General features: G+C 51.7%; 18 protein-coding genes. 8 read left to right on the top strand and 10 right to left on the bottom strand.

Translation table 11 applies throughout. The features are described from left to right. Nucleotides 1-61: 61 nt before the first annotated feature. The gene (locus tag G535_RS0104415; RefSeq protein WP_026860962.1) at nucleotides 62-1,432 is read left to right on the top strand and encodes an SLC13 family permease; all 1,371 of its coding nucleotides are present in this window, start codon (nucleotides 62-64) and stop codon (nucleotides 1,430-1,432) included. On the opposite strand, the gene G535_RS0104410 is transcribed toward G535_RS0104415, so the two are convergent. From G535_RS0104410 to G535_RS0104395, 4 genes are read right to left on the bottom strand one after another with little or no spacing between them, the layout of a single operon-like run. After that, nucleotides 1,429-2,796 (bottom strand): MBL fold metallo-hydrolase RNA specificity domain-containing protein, encoded by a 1,368-nt coding sequence (locus G535_RS0104410; protein WP_026860961.1) that lies wholly within the window; start codon nucleotides 2,794-2,796, stop codon nucleotides 1,429-1,431. The two genes, G535_RS0104415 and G535_RS0104410, sit on opposite strands and share 4 nt — an antisense overlap. A 17-nt stretch (nucleotides 2,797-2,813) precedes the next feature. After that, the gene (locus G535_RS12860; RefSeq protein ID WP_051206952.1) at nucleotides 2,814-4,280 is read right to left on the bottom strand and encodes a phospholipase D family protein; all 1,467 of its coding nucleotides are present in this window, start codon (nucleotides 4,278-4,280) and stop codon (nucleotides 2,814-2,816) included. A gap of 12 nt (nucleotides 4,281-4,292) precedes the next feature. Next, nucleotides 4,293-5,396 (bottom strand): ferrochelatase, encoded by a 1,104-nt coding sequence (hemH, locus tag G535_RS0104400; protein ID WP_026860960.1) that lies wholly within the window; start codon nucleotides 5,394-5,396, stop codon nucleotides 4,293-4,295. A 21-nt stretch (nucleotides 5,397-5,417) separates the two neighbouring features. Next, nucleotides 5,418-6,485, bottom strand: a complete 1,068-nt coding sequence (locus G535_RS0104395; RefSeq protein WP_026860959.1) for a hypothetical protein — start codon at nucleotides 6,483-6,485, stop codon at nucleotides 5,418-5,420. Nucleotides 6,486-6,638: 153 nt separating this feature from the next. Between G535_RS0104395 and xthA the strand changes: the two genes are divergently transcribed. Beyond that, a complete protein-coding gene (gene xthA, locus G535_RS0104390; protein ID WP_026860958.1) occupies nucleotides 6,639-7,448 on the top strand; it encodes an exodeoxyribonuclease III in 810 nt (269 codons plus the stop codon). Here xthA and yfbV read toward each other — a convergent pair. Further along, the gene (gene yfbV, locus G535_RS0104385) at nucleotides 7,445-7,858 is read right to left on the bottom strand and encodes a terminus macrodomain insulation protein YfbV (RefSeq protein WP_026860957.1); all 414 of its coding nucleotides are present in this window, start codon (nucleotides 7,856-7,858) and stop codon (nucleotides 7,445-7,447) included. The genes xthA and yfbV overlap by 4 nt on opposite strands. 184 nt (nucleotides 7,859-8,042) lie before the next feature. Between yfbV and G535_RS0104380 the strand changes: the two genes are divergently transcribed. The 4 genes from G535_RS0104380 to G535_RS14030 are packed head-to-tail and all read left to right on the top strand — an operon-like array spanning nucleotide 8,043 to nucleotide 10,406. After that, nucleotides 8,043-8,390, top strand: a complete 348-nt coding sequence (locus G535_RS0104380) for an arsenate reductase (RefSeq protein ID WP_026860956.1) — start codon at nucleotides 8,043-8,045, stop codon at nucleotides 8,388-8,390. Beyond that, complete coding sequence (gene dapE, locus G535_RS0104375; RefSeq protein WP_026860955.1) at nucleotides 8,387-9,532, top strand: succinyl-diaminopimelate desuccinylase; 1,146 nt, start codon at nucleotides 8,387-8,389, stop codon at nucleotides 9,530-9,532. The genes G535_RS0104380 and dapE overlap by 4 nt, the downstream gene beginning before the upstream one ends. Further along, a complete protein-coding gene (locus tag G535_RS12855) occupies nucleotides 9,526-10,260 on the top strand; it encodes a M15 family metallopeptidase (RefSeq protein WP_051206951.1) in 735 nt (244 codons plus the stop codon). The genes dapE and G535_RS12855 overlap by 7 nt, the downstream gene beginning before the upstream one ends. Next, entirely contained in the window at nucleotides 10,245-10,406 is a 162-nt protein-coding gene (locus G535_RS14030; protein WP_084616784.1) for a DUF2897 family protein, read from the top strand. The genes G535_RS12855 and G535_RS14030 overlap by 16 nt, the downstream gene beginning before the upstream one ends. Nucleotides 10,407-10,413: 7 nt before the next feature. On the opposite strand, the gene purC is transcribed toward G535_RS14030, so the two are convergent. Genes purC through dapA form a run of 3 tightly spaced genes read right to left on the bottom strand, consistent with a single transcriptional unit; the run spans nucleotide 10,414 to nucleotide 13,103 of the window. Next, a complete protein-coding gene (gene purC, locus G535_RS0104360; RefSeq protein WP_026860954.1) occupies nucleotides 10,414-11,127 on the bottom strand; it encodes a phosphoribosylaminoimidazolesuccinocarboxamide synthase in 714 nt (237 codons plus the stop codon). Nucleotides 11,128-11,157: 30 nt separating this feature from the next. Continuing rightward, nucleotides 11,158-12,216 (bottom strand): outer membrane protein assembly factor BamC, encoded by a 1,059-nt coding sequence (bamC, locus tag G535_RS0104355; protein WP_026860953.1) that lies wholly within the window; start codon nucleotides 12,214-12,216, stop codon nucleotides 11,158-11,160. Beyond that, the gene (gene dapA / locus G535_RS0104350) at nucleotides 12,213-13,103 is read right to left on the bottom strand and encodes a 4-hydroxy-tetrahydrodipicolinate synthase (protein WP_026860952.1); all 891 of its coding nucleotides are present in this window, start codon (nucleotides 13,101-13,103) and stop codon (nucleotides 12,213-12,215) included. The genes bamC and dapA overlap by 4 nt, the downstream gene beginning before the upstream one ends. A 145-nt stretch (nucleotides 13,104-13,248) precedes the next feature. Between dapA and bcp the strand changes: the two genes are divergently transcribed. After that, complete coding sequence (gene bcp, locus G535_RS0104340; protein WP_026860951.1) at nucleotides 13,249-13,713, top strand: thioredoxin-dependent thiol peroxidase; 465 nt, start codon at nucleotides 13,249-13,251, stop codon at nucleotides 13,711-13,713. On the opposite strand, the gene G535_RS12850 is transcribed toward bcp, so the two are convergent. Beyond that, nucleotides 13,710-14,816: an AI-2E family transporter gene (locus G535_RS12850; RefSeq protein WP_051206950.1), complete on the bottom strand. Its 1,107-nt coding sequence runs from the start codon at nucleotides 14,814-14,816 to the stop codon at nucleotides 13,710-13,712. The genes bcp and G535_RS12850 overlap by 4 nt on opposite strands. A gap of 169 nt (nucleotides 14,817-14,985) precedes the next feature. Here G535_RS12850 and bepA point away from each other — a divergent pair, with 169 nt between their 5' ends. Continuing rightward, entirely contained in the window at nucleotides 14,986-16,446 is a 1,461-nt protein-coding gene (gene bepA, locus G535_RS0104330; RefSeq protein WP_026860950.1) for a beta-barrel assembly-enhancing protease, read from the top strand. Here bepA and G535_RS0104325 read toward each other — a convergent pair. Beyond that, nucleotides 16,443-16,907, bottom strand: coding sequence for a TlpA family protein disulfide reductase (locus G535_RS0104325; RefSeq protein WP_051206949.1), 465 nt, complete (start codon nucleotides 16,905-16,907; stop codon nucleotides 16,443-16,445). The genes bepA and G535_RS0104325 overlap by 4 nt on opposite strands. Nucleotides 16,908-16,924: the final 17 nt, after the last annotated feature.

The raw sequence follows: 16,924 nt of genomic DNA, 5'->3' as shown, positions 1-16,924 counted from the left end.
AATTTCAAATAACTCAGCCATTTGCTAAACTTTAGTGTCTCCCTTACACAGCGAACCTAACATGCAAAAATTGCATTTGTTCGGCGCTCCTTTGAGCGCAGTTATCGTTTATTTTCTGAGCCTGAACCTTGCTGGCTTTACGCACGCACCGGCGTGGACACTGGCCACCACCGTTTGGGTCGCTTGGTGGTGGATCACTGAAGCCCTACCATTGCCGGCCACCTCCCTGCTGCCTTTTGTGCTGCTCCCCGTCGGCGCGATCACGCCGTTACAGGAGGTCTCGTTAGCACTTGGTAATCCCATCATATGGCTCTTCATGGCAGCATTTATGTTGGCAAAAGCGGTTGAACTAAGCGGTGTGCATCGCCGTTTAGCCCTCAGCCTGGTACATACGGTTGGCAATGGCCATGGCAAGCGCATGTTATTCGCCTTCATGCTAGCCAGCGCCTTACTTTCCATGTGGATTTCAAACACCGCGGCAGTGCTGGCGTTACTGCCGGTCGCACTCGCCCTTGCCGATGCCTGTGACGATCACTCCTTTCAACGCGCCCTGCTCTTGGGCTTGGCCTACTCGGCGTCAGTCGGTGGCATCGCAACCTTAGTTGGCACGCCGCCGAACCTTATTTTTGCCTCGGTCTATGAGGCAAGCACCGGCGAAGCCTTTAGTTTCACCGACTGGTTTGCAATTGGTTTGCCCTTTGTCATTGTCTCGCTGCCAATCATGGCATGGTGGTTATCGCGCCACATCAGCGCGAACGTGACCCTCAACATTGAAGCTCCAGGACCACTGCAAAGTGCAGAAAAACGGGTACTAGCTATTTTTGCGGTAGTGGTCGTGCTGTGGATTACCCGCACCACGCCGTTTGGCGGCTGGAGCGCATTAACCGGGCTCTTGGATGTCGGTGATGCAACCGTTGCCATTGCTGGCGTTTTGGTGATGTTTATGGTGCGCGACAAACACGGCGAGCCGTTGTTAACTTGGTCCGCCGCTGTGTCTATTCCTTGGGGTATTTTGCTGTTATTTGCCGGCGGTATCGCCTTAGCACAAGGTTTTATTAGTAGTGGCTTAAGCGCATTGATTGGTCAAGCGCTGTCGAGTTTAGGCACCCTACCTTTGGTCGTCTTGATCTTTTGCTTAACCTTGAGTGTGTCGTTTCTAACCGAGGTAACCTCTAATACCGCTACAGCAACCTTATTAATGCCAATCATGGCAGCAACGGCTACGGCGCTTGACCTGCCTCCTGCGCTCTTGATGATCCCGGCCACCATTGCCTGTAGCACAGCGTTTTGTATGCCGGTCGCCACACCGCCGAACTCGATTGTGTTTTCATCGCAACGTTTAACGGTTAAAGAAATGGCGCGTGAAGGCGTGGTGCTGAATGTCTTTTTGGCGGTGGTGACCACCGCCATCGTCATGCTAATGCTGACTTAACCGTCATTATTAAAATGGAGCACTTGCCGATAGGCCGCGACATGCACGTCATAGCTGGTGGTTTGCTTGAGGTGATCTGACATTGCCTCAAGCGCGTCGGGCTCGCCATGCACCAAATACACTTTGGTGTTCGCTGGCAACGCAGACTGTTTCAACCAGTCGCCAAGCTCGGCATAATCGGCATGGCCGGACAAGCCATCAAGCTGGCGAATACGCGCTTTGACCGGTAACCACTGCCCATGCAATTTGATCCGCTCAACGCCCTGCGCCATTTTCGCCCCACGGGTACCACCTGCTTGGTGGCCACTGAACAATACGGTACTTCGGTGGTCACTCAACCAATGCTTAAAGTGATGCAAGATCCGCCCACCGGTCGCCATCCCGCTACCAGCAATAATAATATGGGGGGCGCCTTGGTGCGCAATGGCTTTCGATTCCTCCACACTATGGGTATAGATCACCGCGCCTTCCATCGCATCACACTGTGCGTCACTCAAACGATGATAGTCACATTGTTCGTCATAGAGTTGTGACACACTAATCGCCATCGGGCTGTCCAAGAACATCGGTAAGCGCGGAATACGCCCTTCTTTCATCAAGGTGACCAGCATATGTTGTAGCAATTGCGCGCGCCCGACGGCAAAACTCGGGATCATCAATACGCCGCCAGCAGCGGCCGTCTCATTGACCACATCAGCCAATTGCTGCCATGGGTCTTCATCGGTGTGGCGACGGTCGCCGTAGGTGGCTTCCAGCAATAAGTAATCGACTTCGGGCAAAGGTTTCGGTGGCTTCATTAAGATATCGTTGGGACGCCCCACATCACCACTAAAGCCAATGCGGGTACCTTGGTGCTCGGCGATAATACTGGCAGCGCCAAGAATATGCCCGGCGGGTTGGAGGCGTAAGGTGATATCACCGATCTGAAAGACTTCCTCGTATTCGACCCCACGCAGCAAGGTCAAGGCCTGATCTGCCGTGGCCTCATCGTATAGTGGACGTGGTTCGCGGTGCTTACTGAGCTTGTGCTTTTTGTAGAATTTCGCGTCTTCTTCCTGAATGCGACCACTGTCAGGCCAAAGAATTTGGCACAGACCTAGGGTGCCGTAATGACCATACACAGGCCCACGAAAACCATGTGCATAGAGCACAGGAACATAGCCAGAGTGGTCAAGGTGTGCATGGGTCAGAACGACGGCATCAACCTCATTGATGCCTAGTGGAATGGGTTGCCAATTGCGCTCACGCAACCATTTATAGCCTTGAAATAACCCGCAGTCGATCAGCACGCGCGTGGTGTCTGTCTCCAATAAGTATTTTGAGCCGGTAACCGTTTCACTCGCGCCTAAAAACGTTAATCGCATAACCCATCCCTCGTGCGTTAAAGCAAACGTTCGATCGGCAACCGCTCCAAAATACGTACAGCAAGCCGACGCCAAATCGATGCATTAGGTTCAGAGTAATACCATGACTTTTGTTTGCCAAGCCTTTCCACCCAAACAATACGGTTACCAATTAAACGCAGTTGATAAGCATAGTTTGGCAGGGTTTCAACAATGGTAGCTTCAATCCGCGCGGCCAACGCCTTACTGTGCATCACGAAGCCGAGTTCGGTGTTAATGGCAGCTGAACGCGGATCGAAATTTAACGAACCGACAAACACTCGCGCCGAATCCACTAAGAAGGTTTTCGCGTGCAAGCTTGAGGCTGAGCTACCGAAGCGCTCCTTGCCTTTCAAGCGCTGCCGTCGCGCCCGTCGTTCTTGCCAACGCGCCAAAGGTGATAAGCGTTGCATTTCAAAAAGTTGAATGCCATGACGCAGTAATTTACGACGCCATTTCGCATAACCTGCATGCACCACAGCCACGTCGGTGGCTTCCAATGAGTTGGTCAAAATGATGATTTGCACGCCCCGCTTGGCCATGGCAATCAACTCGTTCACGCCAGTTCGGGTCGGGACGAAATACGGCGACACCAGGGTGGTATGCGATTGCGGCTCATCCAATACTTGTTTTAGTTGATGCGGTACCATTTGTTGCGGTTTGGCGCGGCCCAACGCTTTCGCCGGTGAGTCACTGACCAATTGCGTCGGTGCCCAATAGACCTCAAGCTCACGCTGCAAGAGCTGCTGAATAAAGGGGAGCTCTTCAATCGCTTTGACATAGGCTTGAGCTTTCGTGTCTTGCTTATAGCGCTCAGCAATCGCATGCAACGTGGACAGGTCTTGTGGTTTTGTGAGACTAAACAGCCGCTCTAACGGCCATGCCGACTCGCTCTCCCAATAGCGATCAAAATCGCTCTGTACCTTTTTCACTATTGGACCTATCAGCAACACATCTAAATCGGCGAACAACACATCACTGGTCGCGCCAAAATACTCATCACCGATGTTACGTCCGCCGCTAATGACCACTTCACCGTCCACGACAAACGCTTTGTTGTGCATGCGTCGGTTGACCCGCTTGAAATCGAACAGGTAATTCAACATGCGCGGCCGGCGCAAACGCAACGGATTAAATAAGCGAACCTCGATGTTTGGGTGCTGGTGCAAGCCCTTTAACGTGGCATCAAGCCCGGCAGTATTATGATCATCAAGCAGCAATCGTACTTTCACGCCACGGTCAGCGGCCTCATGGAGGGCCTCAAACATAATGGTGCCAGTAATATCATGTCGCCAAATATAGTACTGAACGTCTAGAGTAAACTCCGCTTGGTGCGCCAGCAGTACCCGAGCAGCAAACGCTTCACGGGCATCGACCAAGGGCACCACACCGCTCTCCCCCTGATGCGCTGCGGCAAGAGGTGCAATTGCGCGTGCTAGACGTCCCGGTACGACCGCTTCACTCACAAATACGCTTCCTTACAAATCAGATGTCTCAATACTGCCATAGTTTTGTTTCAAGGCACTGGCGCGGTCTTCTGACGCTTGACTGTCACGGGTCACCTGCCAACCTTGTAATTCCCTTTCGATCAGCCGTGTTAAGGCATCAATATGTTCGGCATTGGCATTGAGCGCCGGAATATAGGCGTAGTTTTCCCCGCCTGACTCGATAAAGTATTCGCGGTTTTCCTCGCCAATTTCTTCAATGGTTTCTAAACAGTCAGCACTAAACCCAGGACAAAACACATGCACGTCTTTTACGCCCTGTGCTGGCAAGGCTTTTAAGGTTTCGTCGGTGTAAGGTTTGAGCCACTCTTCACGACCAAAGCGTGACTGGAAAGTCGTCAAATACTCGTCTTTGCGTAACCCAAGGGCTTCGCCAATCAAACGCGAGGTTTTGTGGCACTCACAATGGTAAGGATCGCCTTTTTGCAAATACTTCAGCGGCACGCCGTGATACGAAAAGATCAATTTCTGCGGACGGTCATGCTGCTGCCAATAACGCCGGATCTGTGCTGCACAGGCCTCGATGTAACCTTCATCGTCATGATAGTGGCTCACAAAGCGCAAATCAGGTAACCAACGCCGTTGGGTAAAATCTTTCGCCACCGCATCAAAGGTAGATGCGGTGGTTGCCGCGGAATACTGCGGATAAAGTGGCAACACTAAAAGCTTGCGCACGCCATCTTCTAACATGCTGTCAATCACACTGGCCATACTCGGATTGCCATACCGCATGGCATAACGCACAATCACCTGCTCACCATACTGTTGCTTGAGTTGGTGTTGCAGTTGCTCCGCTTGTGCTTTGGTATGGGTCAGCAGAGGCGAACCTTGCTCGGTCCACACGGTTCGATAGGCTGCGGCAGAACGCTTGGGGCGAATGCGTAGTATCACGCCGTTGAGGATCAACCACCACAACGCTCGCGGTACTTCCACCACCCGCGGGTCAGATAAAAACTCTTTCAAGTAACGTCGCAATGAGGGGGTATCGGGCGCATCAGGGGTACCTAAATTGGTGATCAAGACCCCAATGCGATCCTGCTGTGCGTGCGAAAAATCTGGCATTCCACGGTAATCCATTCTCAACCTCTACAAACTAAATTAGGTCCAAAGCTGTACTTTCTCTCGAATCCGATCCGTTGCGATCCACTCGTGCAGCTGCTCCGCCATCCATTTCCCTTGTTCGACCGCTTGTTGCCAATACTGAATGCGTTGCTCTGCATCAAGCTTAGCAAAGTCTGTGCGATCTGGGATTTTCTTGTAAGGTAGCGCCTCAATGAATTCTGCGGTAGGCGTTAAAAGGATCACATTCGGCCAATGCTGGCCCGTCGTTCGCCGTGACTTGATGCTTTTATCAAACCACCCCGGAATCACTTCTTGATGAAAATGAGGATACAGTACCAGCCCATCAACACCACCAAAATCAAGATCGAAGTGGTAGTCAGTAACCCCGCCGTCACGGTAGGTACCCGCTGGGGCACCGGCAATATCACGCACGCCGGAAAGCACCATAGGGATCGACCCGGTGGCTAATAAGGCTTGCTTAAAGTTTTGTTCCGATAATGCGGCATAGCGCGTCGGCAAATCGTTCCACTGCTGCGTAAATGTCGCATTCGATGCCGGGTGATGAAATAGCACCCGCTCATAAAACTTACCCAGCCACTGACGTTTCACGCGGTTAGCCGCTGCTGAGGCAAGCAGCCCAAGCAATTGGCGCTTGCCTTCAATCGCAGTCATGCCGCGGCAACGGGCAACAATCCAATGATGACGAAACCGGTCTTGCTGCAGAATATCGCCCACAGCACTATCGGGAATGTACTCGGCCAACAGCTTGCGTGCTTCATCGGTGATTTCTTGCACATCGGGTTTGGCACTGTAGGTTTGCGTGCTGTAGAGGCGACAAAACAGCTCACTCGCGGCAACTGGGTCACGCTGTCCTAGCGCTGCAAAGCGCCATGCGCCAGCTGAGGTGCCTAAGAGATCGAGAGGCTGCTGACGATCAGCAAAAAACTCACCAAATAAATAGCGGTCCAAACCTTGTAAAACGAACCACTTAGGTCCGCCCGACGCTCCTACTAACAGTTGAATGTCTGCCGCGCTTAACCCTTGCTCTTTGATGTGCTGGTACGCGCGTTGTCCGGCGCGTACTTGCAACCAATCGGTCGCCATACAGCTCTCCCTTCTTTTTTCTCATTTTTGTGCCCCCAGTATACCCAAAAACAACGCCGCGGACAGCCTCAAGGTCGCACCGCTTTAGGGCTTCTGGTATGCTTGCCAGCATTGTTTAACAACGCCTTTTACAGCAATAGGATTCATGCCCGTATGAAAGTCATTTCGTTTAACATCAACGGTATTCGCGCCCGCTTGCATCAGTTGCAAGCGTTGATTGAAAAACATCAACCGGATGTGATTGGTTTACAAGAAACCAAAGTCCACGATGAACAGTTTCCGGTCGCCGACGTTGAGGCCATGGGCTACCACGTGATCTATCACGGTCAGAAAGGTCATTATGGTGTCGCCCTATTGAGTAAACAGCCGCTTGAGAACCCCATGTTCGGTTTCCCGAACGACGGTGAAGAAGCGCAACGCCGCATGATCATGGGCGATTGGGTCAATGCCGATGGCACCCGCGTACGCGTTCTGAACGGCTATTTCCCGCAAGGTGAAAGCCGCGACCATCCGTTAAAGTTTCCGGCCAAAGAAAAGTTTTATGCCGATTTGATGGACTACTTACACACCTCGCTTGATCCGCAACAACCGGTGGTGGTGATGGGTGATGTTAATATTTCGCATCAAGATTGCGATATCGGTATTGGCGACGCGAATGCGAAACGTTGGCTACGCACCGGTAAATGTAGTTTCTTGCCCGAAGAACGGGTTTGGCTCAATACCTTATTAGATTGGGGCTTAGTCGACACTTTCCGGCAGCAACATCCAGACGTGACCGATCAGTTCAGCTGGTTCGATTACCGTTCTCGTGGCTTCGACGATAACCGCGGTCTGCGTATTGACTTAATTTTGGCTACCACAAACTTAGCTGCCAAAGTGGTGGATACGGGCATTGATTACGAGCTCCGCGGTATCGAAAAGCCATCGGATCACGCGCCGATTTGGAGCGAATTTAAGCTCTAATGTTCTTCTGGCGGCAGTTCCTGCAACGCCTTACGCAATACCCGTGCTAAGTCCATCCGAGTGGGCTTAGGGCGGGGTTGCATCGTCAACTTTCGCGTCAACTCTAAATACCAATGCTGCAACCGTGGATCAAGGCGACTCACGGCCCGCCGTCCTAGCCAATACCAACCTTGTAATGGCAACGAGATTAAAAACAACGAGCTCACTAAGGCTTGCGGCAAAAAGCTCATGCCCAACCACTGGTATTGCACTAAAAAGTTGACCACTGCCACCGCAGGCATCCATTTCGAGGCAAACTGCACCGCCGGCACCACCCGTGTTTCCGTCATGGCAGCCACCACCGCGTGATGCGGCCAAATCGCCGCGTACTGATGTCCGGTTTTTAACACTTGCCACAACGAAAGTTTCATTTGCTGTCCTTTTGATCAACATGGTCAAGGAATGACCACACCAACTTAACCAATAAAATCATGCACTTAAATAGTTCACAGCAGCTAACCCACAGAGTTATCCACACAAATTGTGGAGAATCCACCGCGCTTTTGTCACAATGCGTCTGCACCTCGAATTATCGCAGTAAAAAGGACCAAAACAATGACCCTCACGGTATATGGCATTCCCAATTGTGACACCGTTCGTAAAGCCCGTCGCTATCTTGAGCAACAGCACGTGAATTATGACTTTCATGACGTGCGTGAGCAACCGTTGTCACACGACACGCTGGCCGCGTGGTTGCAACAGGTTCCCCGTGAGACCCTTGTGAATAAGCGTAGCACCACTTGGCGGCAATTGAGTGACGAAGCAAAGCAACTCGCCTCTGACGAGGTGGCGATTGCGCTGCTACAAGAACACCCGACGCTGATGAAACGCCCAGTATTATGTCACTCTGACGGTATTCTGGTTGGCTTTAATGAAGCACAGTGGCAGCAGGTTATTGCATGAGTCAGCACCCTGTCACCGACGATGTTATTGCGCTCGCTGAAGCGCTGATGGAACGTGTTTCGGTAACCCCTGAAGACGCTGGCTGCCAACAACTTATGGGCGACCGCCTACGGCCGTTGGGCTTTGCTCTTGAAACCATGGTGTTTGCCGATACCACCAACTTGTGGGCGCGGCGCGGCACCAGCGGGCCAGTGTTTTGCTTTGCTGGCCATACCGACGTCGTGCCAAGTGGCAATGAAAGTGCGTGGCGTTATCCGCCTTTCACCCCGACCCATGATGACGGCTACCTATATGGGCGGGGCGCAGCTGATATGAAAGGCAGCTTGGCGGCCATGCTAGTCGCCACCGAGCGTTTTGTGCAAAAGCACCCCGACCATCGCGGCAGTATTGCCTTTTTGATCACCAGCGATGAAGAAGGTCCCTTTATTAATGGCACCCCCAAAGTGGTCGAAACCCTCGAAGCGCGTGACGAGAAAATCACCTGGTGTCTGGTCGGTGAACCTTCAAGTACGACCCATTTGGGCGACGTGGTCAAAAACGGCCGTCGCGGGTCGCTTTCCGGTGAGCTGACACTTTATGGTGTGCAAGGTCATGTGGCCTACCCGCACTTAGCGCAAAACCCCGTGCACCGCGCCGCACCAGCCTTAGCTGTGCTCGCAGAAACCGAGTGGGACCATGGCAATGCCTCCTTTCCACCGACCAGCTTTCAGATTTCCAATGTGCATGCTGGCACTGGCGCTGGCAATGTCATTCCTGGTGAGTTTCACGTTAGTTTTAACTTTCGCTTCAGCACCGAAACCACAGCGGAAGATCTCAAGCAACGCGTTCGCGCTATATTAGATGCGCATGAGCTTGATTATGCGATTGACTGGAAGCTCAACGGCGAGCCATTCCTCACCGCCGAAGGTGAATTGGTACAAGCGACCGTGCATGCCATTCAAAAGCACACCCAACGCACGCCTGAACTCTCAACCGCTGGTGGTACCTCAGATGGTCGCTTTATTGCGCCCACCGGTGCGCAAGTGATTGAACTTGGCCCCGTCAATGCTACCATTCATAAGGTAAACGAATGCGTTCGAGTCGACGACTTACAGCTGTTGGTCGACGTGTATGAGAGTATCTTGGAACAATTGCTATGCTAAGCATCGCTGAGCTGACCGGTAAAGCCGCAACGCACGTGGTCAACGACCCGATCACACGGGCGACGGTGAAGTTACAACCTGAGGTGTTTGCCGCCTATCGTGCCATGCACGCTGCGGCAACCGAAGCAGGGCTCGCGCTTGATATTGCATCAGGGTTTCGTGATTTCGAGCGGCAGCGCAGCATTTGGAACCGCAAATTCAACGGTGCAGCGCCACTCTACAGCATTACCGGTGAAGCACTTGATGCCGCGCGTCTAAGCATTGGTGAACGCATTGAAGCCATGATGACCTGGTCTGCGGTACCCGGTACTAGCCGCCATCATTGGGGCACTGACTTAGATGTATTCGACCCTCGCCCGTTTGCTGACGGCAAGCGCCAGCTTGAATTGGTGCCCGCGGAATATGAGCGCGGTGGCCCCTGCCATGAACTTGCCCTTTGGCTGTATCACCATGCGGAAGACTTTGGTTTCTTTTTTCCCTATCGCCAATACCGCGGCGGCGTCGCCGCCGAACCCTGGCACTTGAGCTACCGGGCAAGCGCCGAGCAAGCGCATCAGCAGCTCAGTGAAGAGGTATTACGGCAGGTACTTAGCGATGACAGTATTGCCGGTCATGACTACCTATTAGCGCGTGTCAGCGAGCTGAAGGAGCGTTTTATTGATACGCTTTGTGCGCCTCTTTATGGCGATGACAGCGATGGAGGTTCCAACCCATGGCTTTTTGGCTAATTCTCGGTTTAGCGTTAGCGGTTATTATCGGCAACTTAATGCTAGTAAAACATACTGCACATATGAAAATGCCGTCGCAAAAGCAACGGCATTCAGACAAGCAATCGTCGAACGGCTATGATGACGACGATGAAGATGACTGGTGAGTCAGTCTTAGAGTGGCACACCTAAGCGCTGGGCTACTTCTTCGTAAGCTTCAACCACACCACCAAGACCTTGGCGGAAGCGATCTTTATCAAGCTTCTTACGCGTTTCTTTGTCCCACAGACGGCAGCCATCTGGGCTAAACTCATCACCCAACACGATGTTACCTTCAGCATCGACACCGAACTCAAGTTTAAAGTCCACTAACATCATGCCAGCGGCATCAAACAACGCTGACAACACTTCGTTGACCTTCAACGTTAGCTGTTTCATGGTGGCAAGCTGCTCTGCCGTTGCCCAACCGAATGCCACCGCGTGACTTTCGTTGATCATAGGATCGTGCAACGCATCGTTTTTCAAAAACAACTCGAACGTTACTGGGTTAAGTGCCAACCCTTCTTCGACACCAAGGCGGCGTACCAGACTACCTGCAGCATAGTTGCGCACCACACACTCGACCGGGATCATGTCCAAGCGCTTAACCAAGGTTTCGGTCTCGCTGAGCACATGATCGATCTGGGTTGCCACGCCTGCCGCTTCAAGTTTGGCCATAATGAAGTTGTTGAACTTATTGTTAATCATGCCCTTACGTTCTAATTGCTCAACTTTTTCACCATCAAAAGCCGAGGTATCATTACGAAAGTGCAAAATCAAACGCTCCGGATTATCCGTTGTATAAACCGTTTTGGCCTTACCACGATAAAGTTCAGTACGTTTTTCCATGAGCAGCAGGGTCTCCAGCTAAATCACAAATTACAGCGCGCTACGCCGACGAATTTCAGCAGCAATTGGGCCATAGAGGCGGTCAATATCGGCTGCAGAGAGTGGGGTTTCCCCCTGATAAATCGTTACAGTAGATGTCGAGCGATCACCTTTCACGTTGATCTGATAGTCGCCATCAGGTAAGTCGAGTTGGCCAGCTTGCTGCTCTTGCCAGAACGCGAGGCTGAAGCCGCCGTCACGACGGTATTCGGTGTAGTACATACCGGTCGATTGGTTCAAGTCATCGATGTCAAAACCAAGCCCTTCAAGCACGTCTGACATCAACACCCATGCGACATCAAATCCAACATTTAATTGGTACGCAGCGAAACCTTCATCGTTAAAGGTGGCTTCAATTTCAATATCTTCTGGCGTCGCAGCTGCGGTGATGCCTTGCTGACGCACGGCCACCTCGTTGATCATGCTGTTCAACAAGTTTGCTTCAGCGTTGCCGTCACTGACACCACCAGGCACTTGCGCTGCACCGGCGCCGCTCACGCGCTTGTCAATCATCTCGACCGCGACGTTCGCAGTGCGGCGGTGATCCGGCACATTCATAAACACCTTAAAGCGGCGTTCAACGGTCGCTTCAAGTTCATCGTCACCGACCACCCAGTTTTCAGCCACCCAACCAGTGGTGAGTTGTTGTTCCGCAACTTCGTCAGTGATGGCAATAGCTTCACGACTTAGTGCCGCTTTCAAGCCTTCCCAGGTAAACTCAGGCAAATTGCTCATACCTTCAAGTTCCGAGAAGTCGACCGATTTACGTTCGGTCTCATTCGATGGACGACTGCCGGCGGCAGTACCACGCACCAATACAGGTGGTAACACATTAATGCGTTGACCAATCTCCCCACTGGTGTCCGCTTGAGGAATTTCGTAGGTGCGCGCAGTCACTGGTAAACGCTTACCTGGCGCAGGCTTTAGCCCTTCCGTGTGTTGCACATTCGTGTAATCAAAGTTGCCTTCAGCTTGCTCTCGCGGTGTGAAGCTACACGCCGACAAAGCGAGTGCTGAGACACACATCAATCCTTTTGAGTAAACGTTCATTCTGACTCCGCGCTTAATAATCCAGCTTGTTGTAATGTTTGTTCGATATGTTGTTGTTGCGGAAGTTCCGGTACCGTCATCGGTAAGCGGTAATTAGGTTCCATTTTCCCCATACGCGCTAAGGCCCATTTCACTGGAATTGGGTTGGCTTGCACGAACATTGCTTCGTGTAACGCCGACATTTGCCCGTCAAGCTGCTCGGCCTGCGCACGTTCACCACGTAAGGCTGCGCTGACCATTTGCTTCATCAGGCCGGGGACGACATTGGCCGTGACACTAATCACGCCATGCCCACCTTGTAACAAGAATTCACAACTGGTTGGGTCATCGCCGCTGAGCAGAAGAAAATCATTCCCGCACAACTGACGAATCGCTGCCACCCGAGCGACATCACCCGTTGCTTCTTTAATACCGACAATGTTATCAATTTCTGCAAGTTCAGCGACCTGCTCCGGCAGCACGTCAGCAGCGGTACGGCCTGGTACATTATAAAGCAGCTGCGGCAAATCACTGGCGGCGCAACACGCACGATAGTGCTCGATAATACCGCGTTGGGAAGGCTTGTTGTAATAAGGATTTACGTTCAAAAAACCAGCGAGCGGCAGATGTGCCATACGTTCTGTAAGATGCACGGCTTCATTCGTGGCGTTCGAGCCGTTCCCGGCAATCACAGAAATACGCCCATCAGCAAGTTCACATACAGCACTCACAACGTTCACGTGTTCGTCATGACTCATGGTTGCCGATTCACCGGTAGTTCCCATCGCAACGATGCCGTCACTGCCCTGCTCGACATGCCAGTCAACCAGTTGTTTTAGTGCGGTGTAATCAACGTTGCCGTGTTCGGTAAATGGCGTCACCAGTGCTACGATACTGCCTGTTAACATTACTGCTCCTGATCTTTTTTGAGGCGACAATGGTACTTTTGTAAGGCGCCAAACACAAGAGCTGAGCCTTTGCGTTCAGTATTTAGTTTGCCTAAGATAAGCACCTCTTGTGCAAAACCCATTTGAATAATGAACGAGGTAAGCGATGAACACACTTAACGTCGGTGATACCGCCCCCCAATTTACGTTGCGCGATGCCAATGAGCAGGAAGTGGCCCTAGCCGACCTACTGCAACAAGGTCGCGTACTCGTCTACTTTTACCCGAAGGCAATGACCCCAGGTTGTACTATGCAAGCACAGCAACTCCGTGATCACCAGGCGCAACTGGCTGAGCAAGGTGTGATTACCGTCGGCATCAGCCCTGATGCACCGAAACGTTTGGCCAAATTCACCGAGCGTGATGCCCTTAACTTCACCCTGTTAAGCGACGAAGATCACGCAGTCGCCGATGCCTTTGGCGTCTGGGGACCGAAAAAGTTCATGGGTCGTGAATACGATGGTATCCACCGCATGAGCTTTTTAATCGGTCAAGACGGCAAAATTGCCACCGTCTATGATAAGTTCAAGACCAAAGACCACCATCAAGTGGTCCTCGATAGCCTGTCTTAAGCCTTATCGGACGTCGCCGATTGTTGATCTGTGACAGTTGGCGGCGTAGTCATTGGCACATCGGACGATAACGCCCGAATAACGGCTTTGACCAAGCTCGCCAATGGAATCGCGAAAAACACTCCCCAGAAGCCCCACAAACCACCGAAAATCAATACCGCTGCGATAATGTAAACGGGGTTCAGACTGACCGCTTCCGAGAACAACAAGGGTACCAGCACGTTGCCATCTAAGGCTTGAATAATCAGGTACGCCAAGATGACATAGGCAAACATACCCGACCAACCAAACTGAAACAGTGCCACCAAGGCGACCGGCAAGGTCACGACCGCAGCACCGATATACGGAATCAACACCGACAAGCCCACCAATACTGCCAGCAGTGCTGCATAACGCAGGTCAAATAGCGCAAAACAGATGTAAGTAACGCCACCAACAATCACCACTTCGAGTGCCTTCCCACGAATATAGTTCATGATTTGCAGGTTCATTTCATCACTGACTTGGGCAATCAAGCGACGGTTGCTCGGCAGGGTCCGATTGATATGTCCTAACAGCTGGTATTTGTCCTTCAGCATAAAGAACACCAGCAGCGGCACCACGATTAAGTAGATCAACAGCGCCATAACGCCAACAATGCGACTTAGCGACTGGCTGATGATGGTTTCACCAAGCTGTAGCGCACGTTGGTTGAGATTATCCATAAAGGTGTTGATGTAACTTTCACTGACGTAGCCAGGGAAACGCTCTGGCAAGTGTTCAAGTAAACTGCGAACTTGGCCGACCATCGCCGGCAATTCGGTGATCAATGCGATACTTTGTTGCCAAATCACCGGTACCAAAAACAAAATGAGCAGCACATTTAGGGTGATAAACAGCGAAAACACCACCAGAGCCGCGACCGGATGGCTCATGCCGGTGGCTTGCAACCGCTGTACCGGCCAATCCAACAAATAAGCCAGTACCACCGCCACTAGAATCGGCGCCAGTAAGTGGCCGAAAAAGGTAATCAATAAGAAGAAGACCAGCAGCGATAAAAACAGCGTAATCGCATCAGGATCGGAAAATTTTCGTTGGTACCAAGACGACAAATAATCCCACATTAGGACCCTACTCCTGCGTTGTTGGTCGTTCACCGCGTAACGGCATTATTATCGCCACATAATAGCCATGTTTGCCCACTTTATACAATTTAAAAGGTTCAAAAACGGGAACCTTTTACCTATAGTAAACTCTATGAGCTAGCCGTGTTAAAAAAGGTTGATTAACTTTATGCCGTACCCGTTTCGTTCGCGTCTTGCAACGCTAAGTCTTGCTGTATCGTTTGCTGTATTAAGTGCCAGTAGTGCTGGTCAACAGCAGCAGACGCGTTTGCCCGATATCGGGACGGCGGGCACAAGCGTAATGTCCATCGAACGTGAAATGAGTGTCGGTGCAATGTACATGCGCCAACTCCGGGCCTCGGCACCACTTGTCAGTGATCCTGTGCTCAACGCCTATCTACACGACTTAGGCACGCGCTTGGTGCGAAATGCCGATGACGTGCGTTTCCCTTTCAAGTTTTTCTGGGTTAACCAAAACCAAATCAACGCCTTCGCGTTTTTTGGCGGCCATGTCGGCATGAACACCGGCTTGATTGCTGAAACCCGCACAGAATCTGAATTGGCCTCAGTTATCGCCCACGAAATTGCGCATGTTTCACAGCGTCATATTGTGCGTAACATGGAAGCCATGCAGCGTAGCTCGCCGATTTCCATGATTACCCTGCTCGGTTCATTGTTGTTAGCCATGGCAAACCCAGAAGCGGGAATTGCTGCGGCGCAAGCTTCCGCGGCAGGGATTCAACAGCGCAGCATCAACTACACGCGCCTTTTTGAACAAGAAGCGGATCGTATTGGTTTGACGATTTTGAGTAACAGCGGGTTTGATCCTATGGGGGCGCCTGACTTTTTTGGTCGCTTGGCAGAAAAATACCGCTATGTTAGCAAGCCACCGGAAATGCTGTTAACGCACCCGTTGAGCGAATCACGGATTGCCGACACGCGCGTCCGCGCCGAACGCTTGAGTCAACAGCGCACAGCAACGCGCGATGAAAGTGCATTTTGGTTAGCGAAGTACCGCGTTCTGGTACGTCATTTGCGCACCTACAATGCCGAAGCCGTGAAACGCGACCTCGATAACCCTGATCCTGCGATTGCAAATGCAGCCCGCTATGGTTGGGCCATTGCTTTGCTGGACACTGACCAAGCCGAAGCTGCGGAAAAGGTCTTGGCGCCGTTGTACGAAAAAGAACCGCTTAACACCTTCTACTTAGACGTGCAGACCGATATTTTATTGCAGCAAAAACGCTACGATGAAGCGCTGGCGATGCTCGAACATGCGTATCAACGGATGCCGAATGAACACACGGTGACCATGAACTATGCCAACGCGGCCATTGAAGCAGGTCAAGCCAACCGTGCGGTAGAGGTGTTACGTAGTTACCTCATTAAAGACGCCAACAGCACGGTCGCCTATTCGCTGCTTATTGATGCCTACCGCCGCCTTGGCAACGTCAGTGGTATGCACGAAGCCAATGCCGAGCTGATGGCGCTGTATGGCCAGTTTGAGCGCGCCATTGACCATTTGCATAACGCCCACTCGGGCAGCGAAAGCCGCCTCGAGCAACGTCGGTATCAAGCGCGCATTGAGCAACTTATGGCGCAACAAGTGGAACTTGAAAACTTGCGTTAAGCTGCCGGCTGACCGATAGCTTCCAATAAACTGGCTTCGGTCTGCTCGCCCATCAAGGGGCCATGAATGTCGCCGTTGGGCGTAATAATATAAGTAGCTGGCAACGCTTGTGGTTGCTCAAATGGTAAGAGCGGGTACGAGTCATTGCGAATCAAGGGAAAGTCGATGTTGTGCTTCGCAGCTAACGCCGCTAGTTCTTCATCGTTTAAACCATCGAAACTCACCCCCAACAAATGCGCTTTGTCCTGATGTTGGTGATAAAACTCATTTAATTCAGGAAGTTCACGTAAGCAAGGCGCGCACCATTCAGCGAAATAATTGACGATTACGTAATCGCCATAAAAATCCTTCCAGTCGTGAAATTGACCATCATTGGTTTCAAAATCACCCGACGGTGTACAGGCAGTTAAAACCAGGGCTGCCGCAGTCACTTTCAATGCGGACTTGAATCGACAAAACATAAGCTTTCCCGTAAGCT

The organism is Pseudidiomarina sediminum DSM 21906 (genome assembly GCF_000423165.1).
GTDB lineage: Bacteria > Pseudomonadota > Gammaproteobacteria > Enterobacterales > Alteromonadaceae > Pseudidiomarina > Pseudidiomarina sediminum.
The sequence above is the reverse complement of the archived record's forward strand: the minus strand, read 5'-3'. Positions and strand labels throughout refer to the sequence as shown.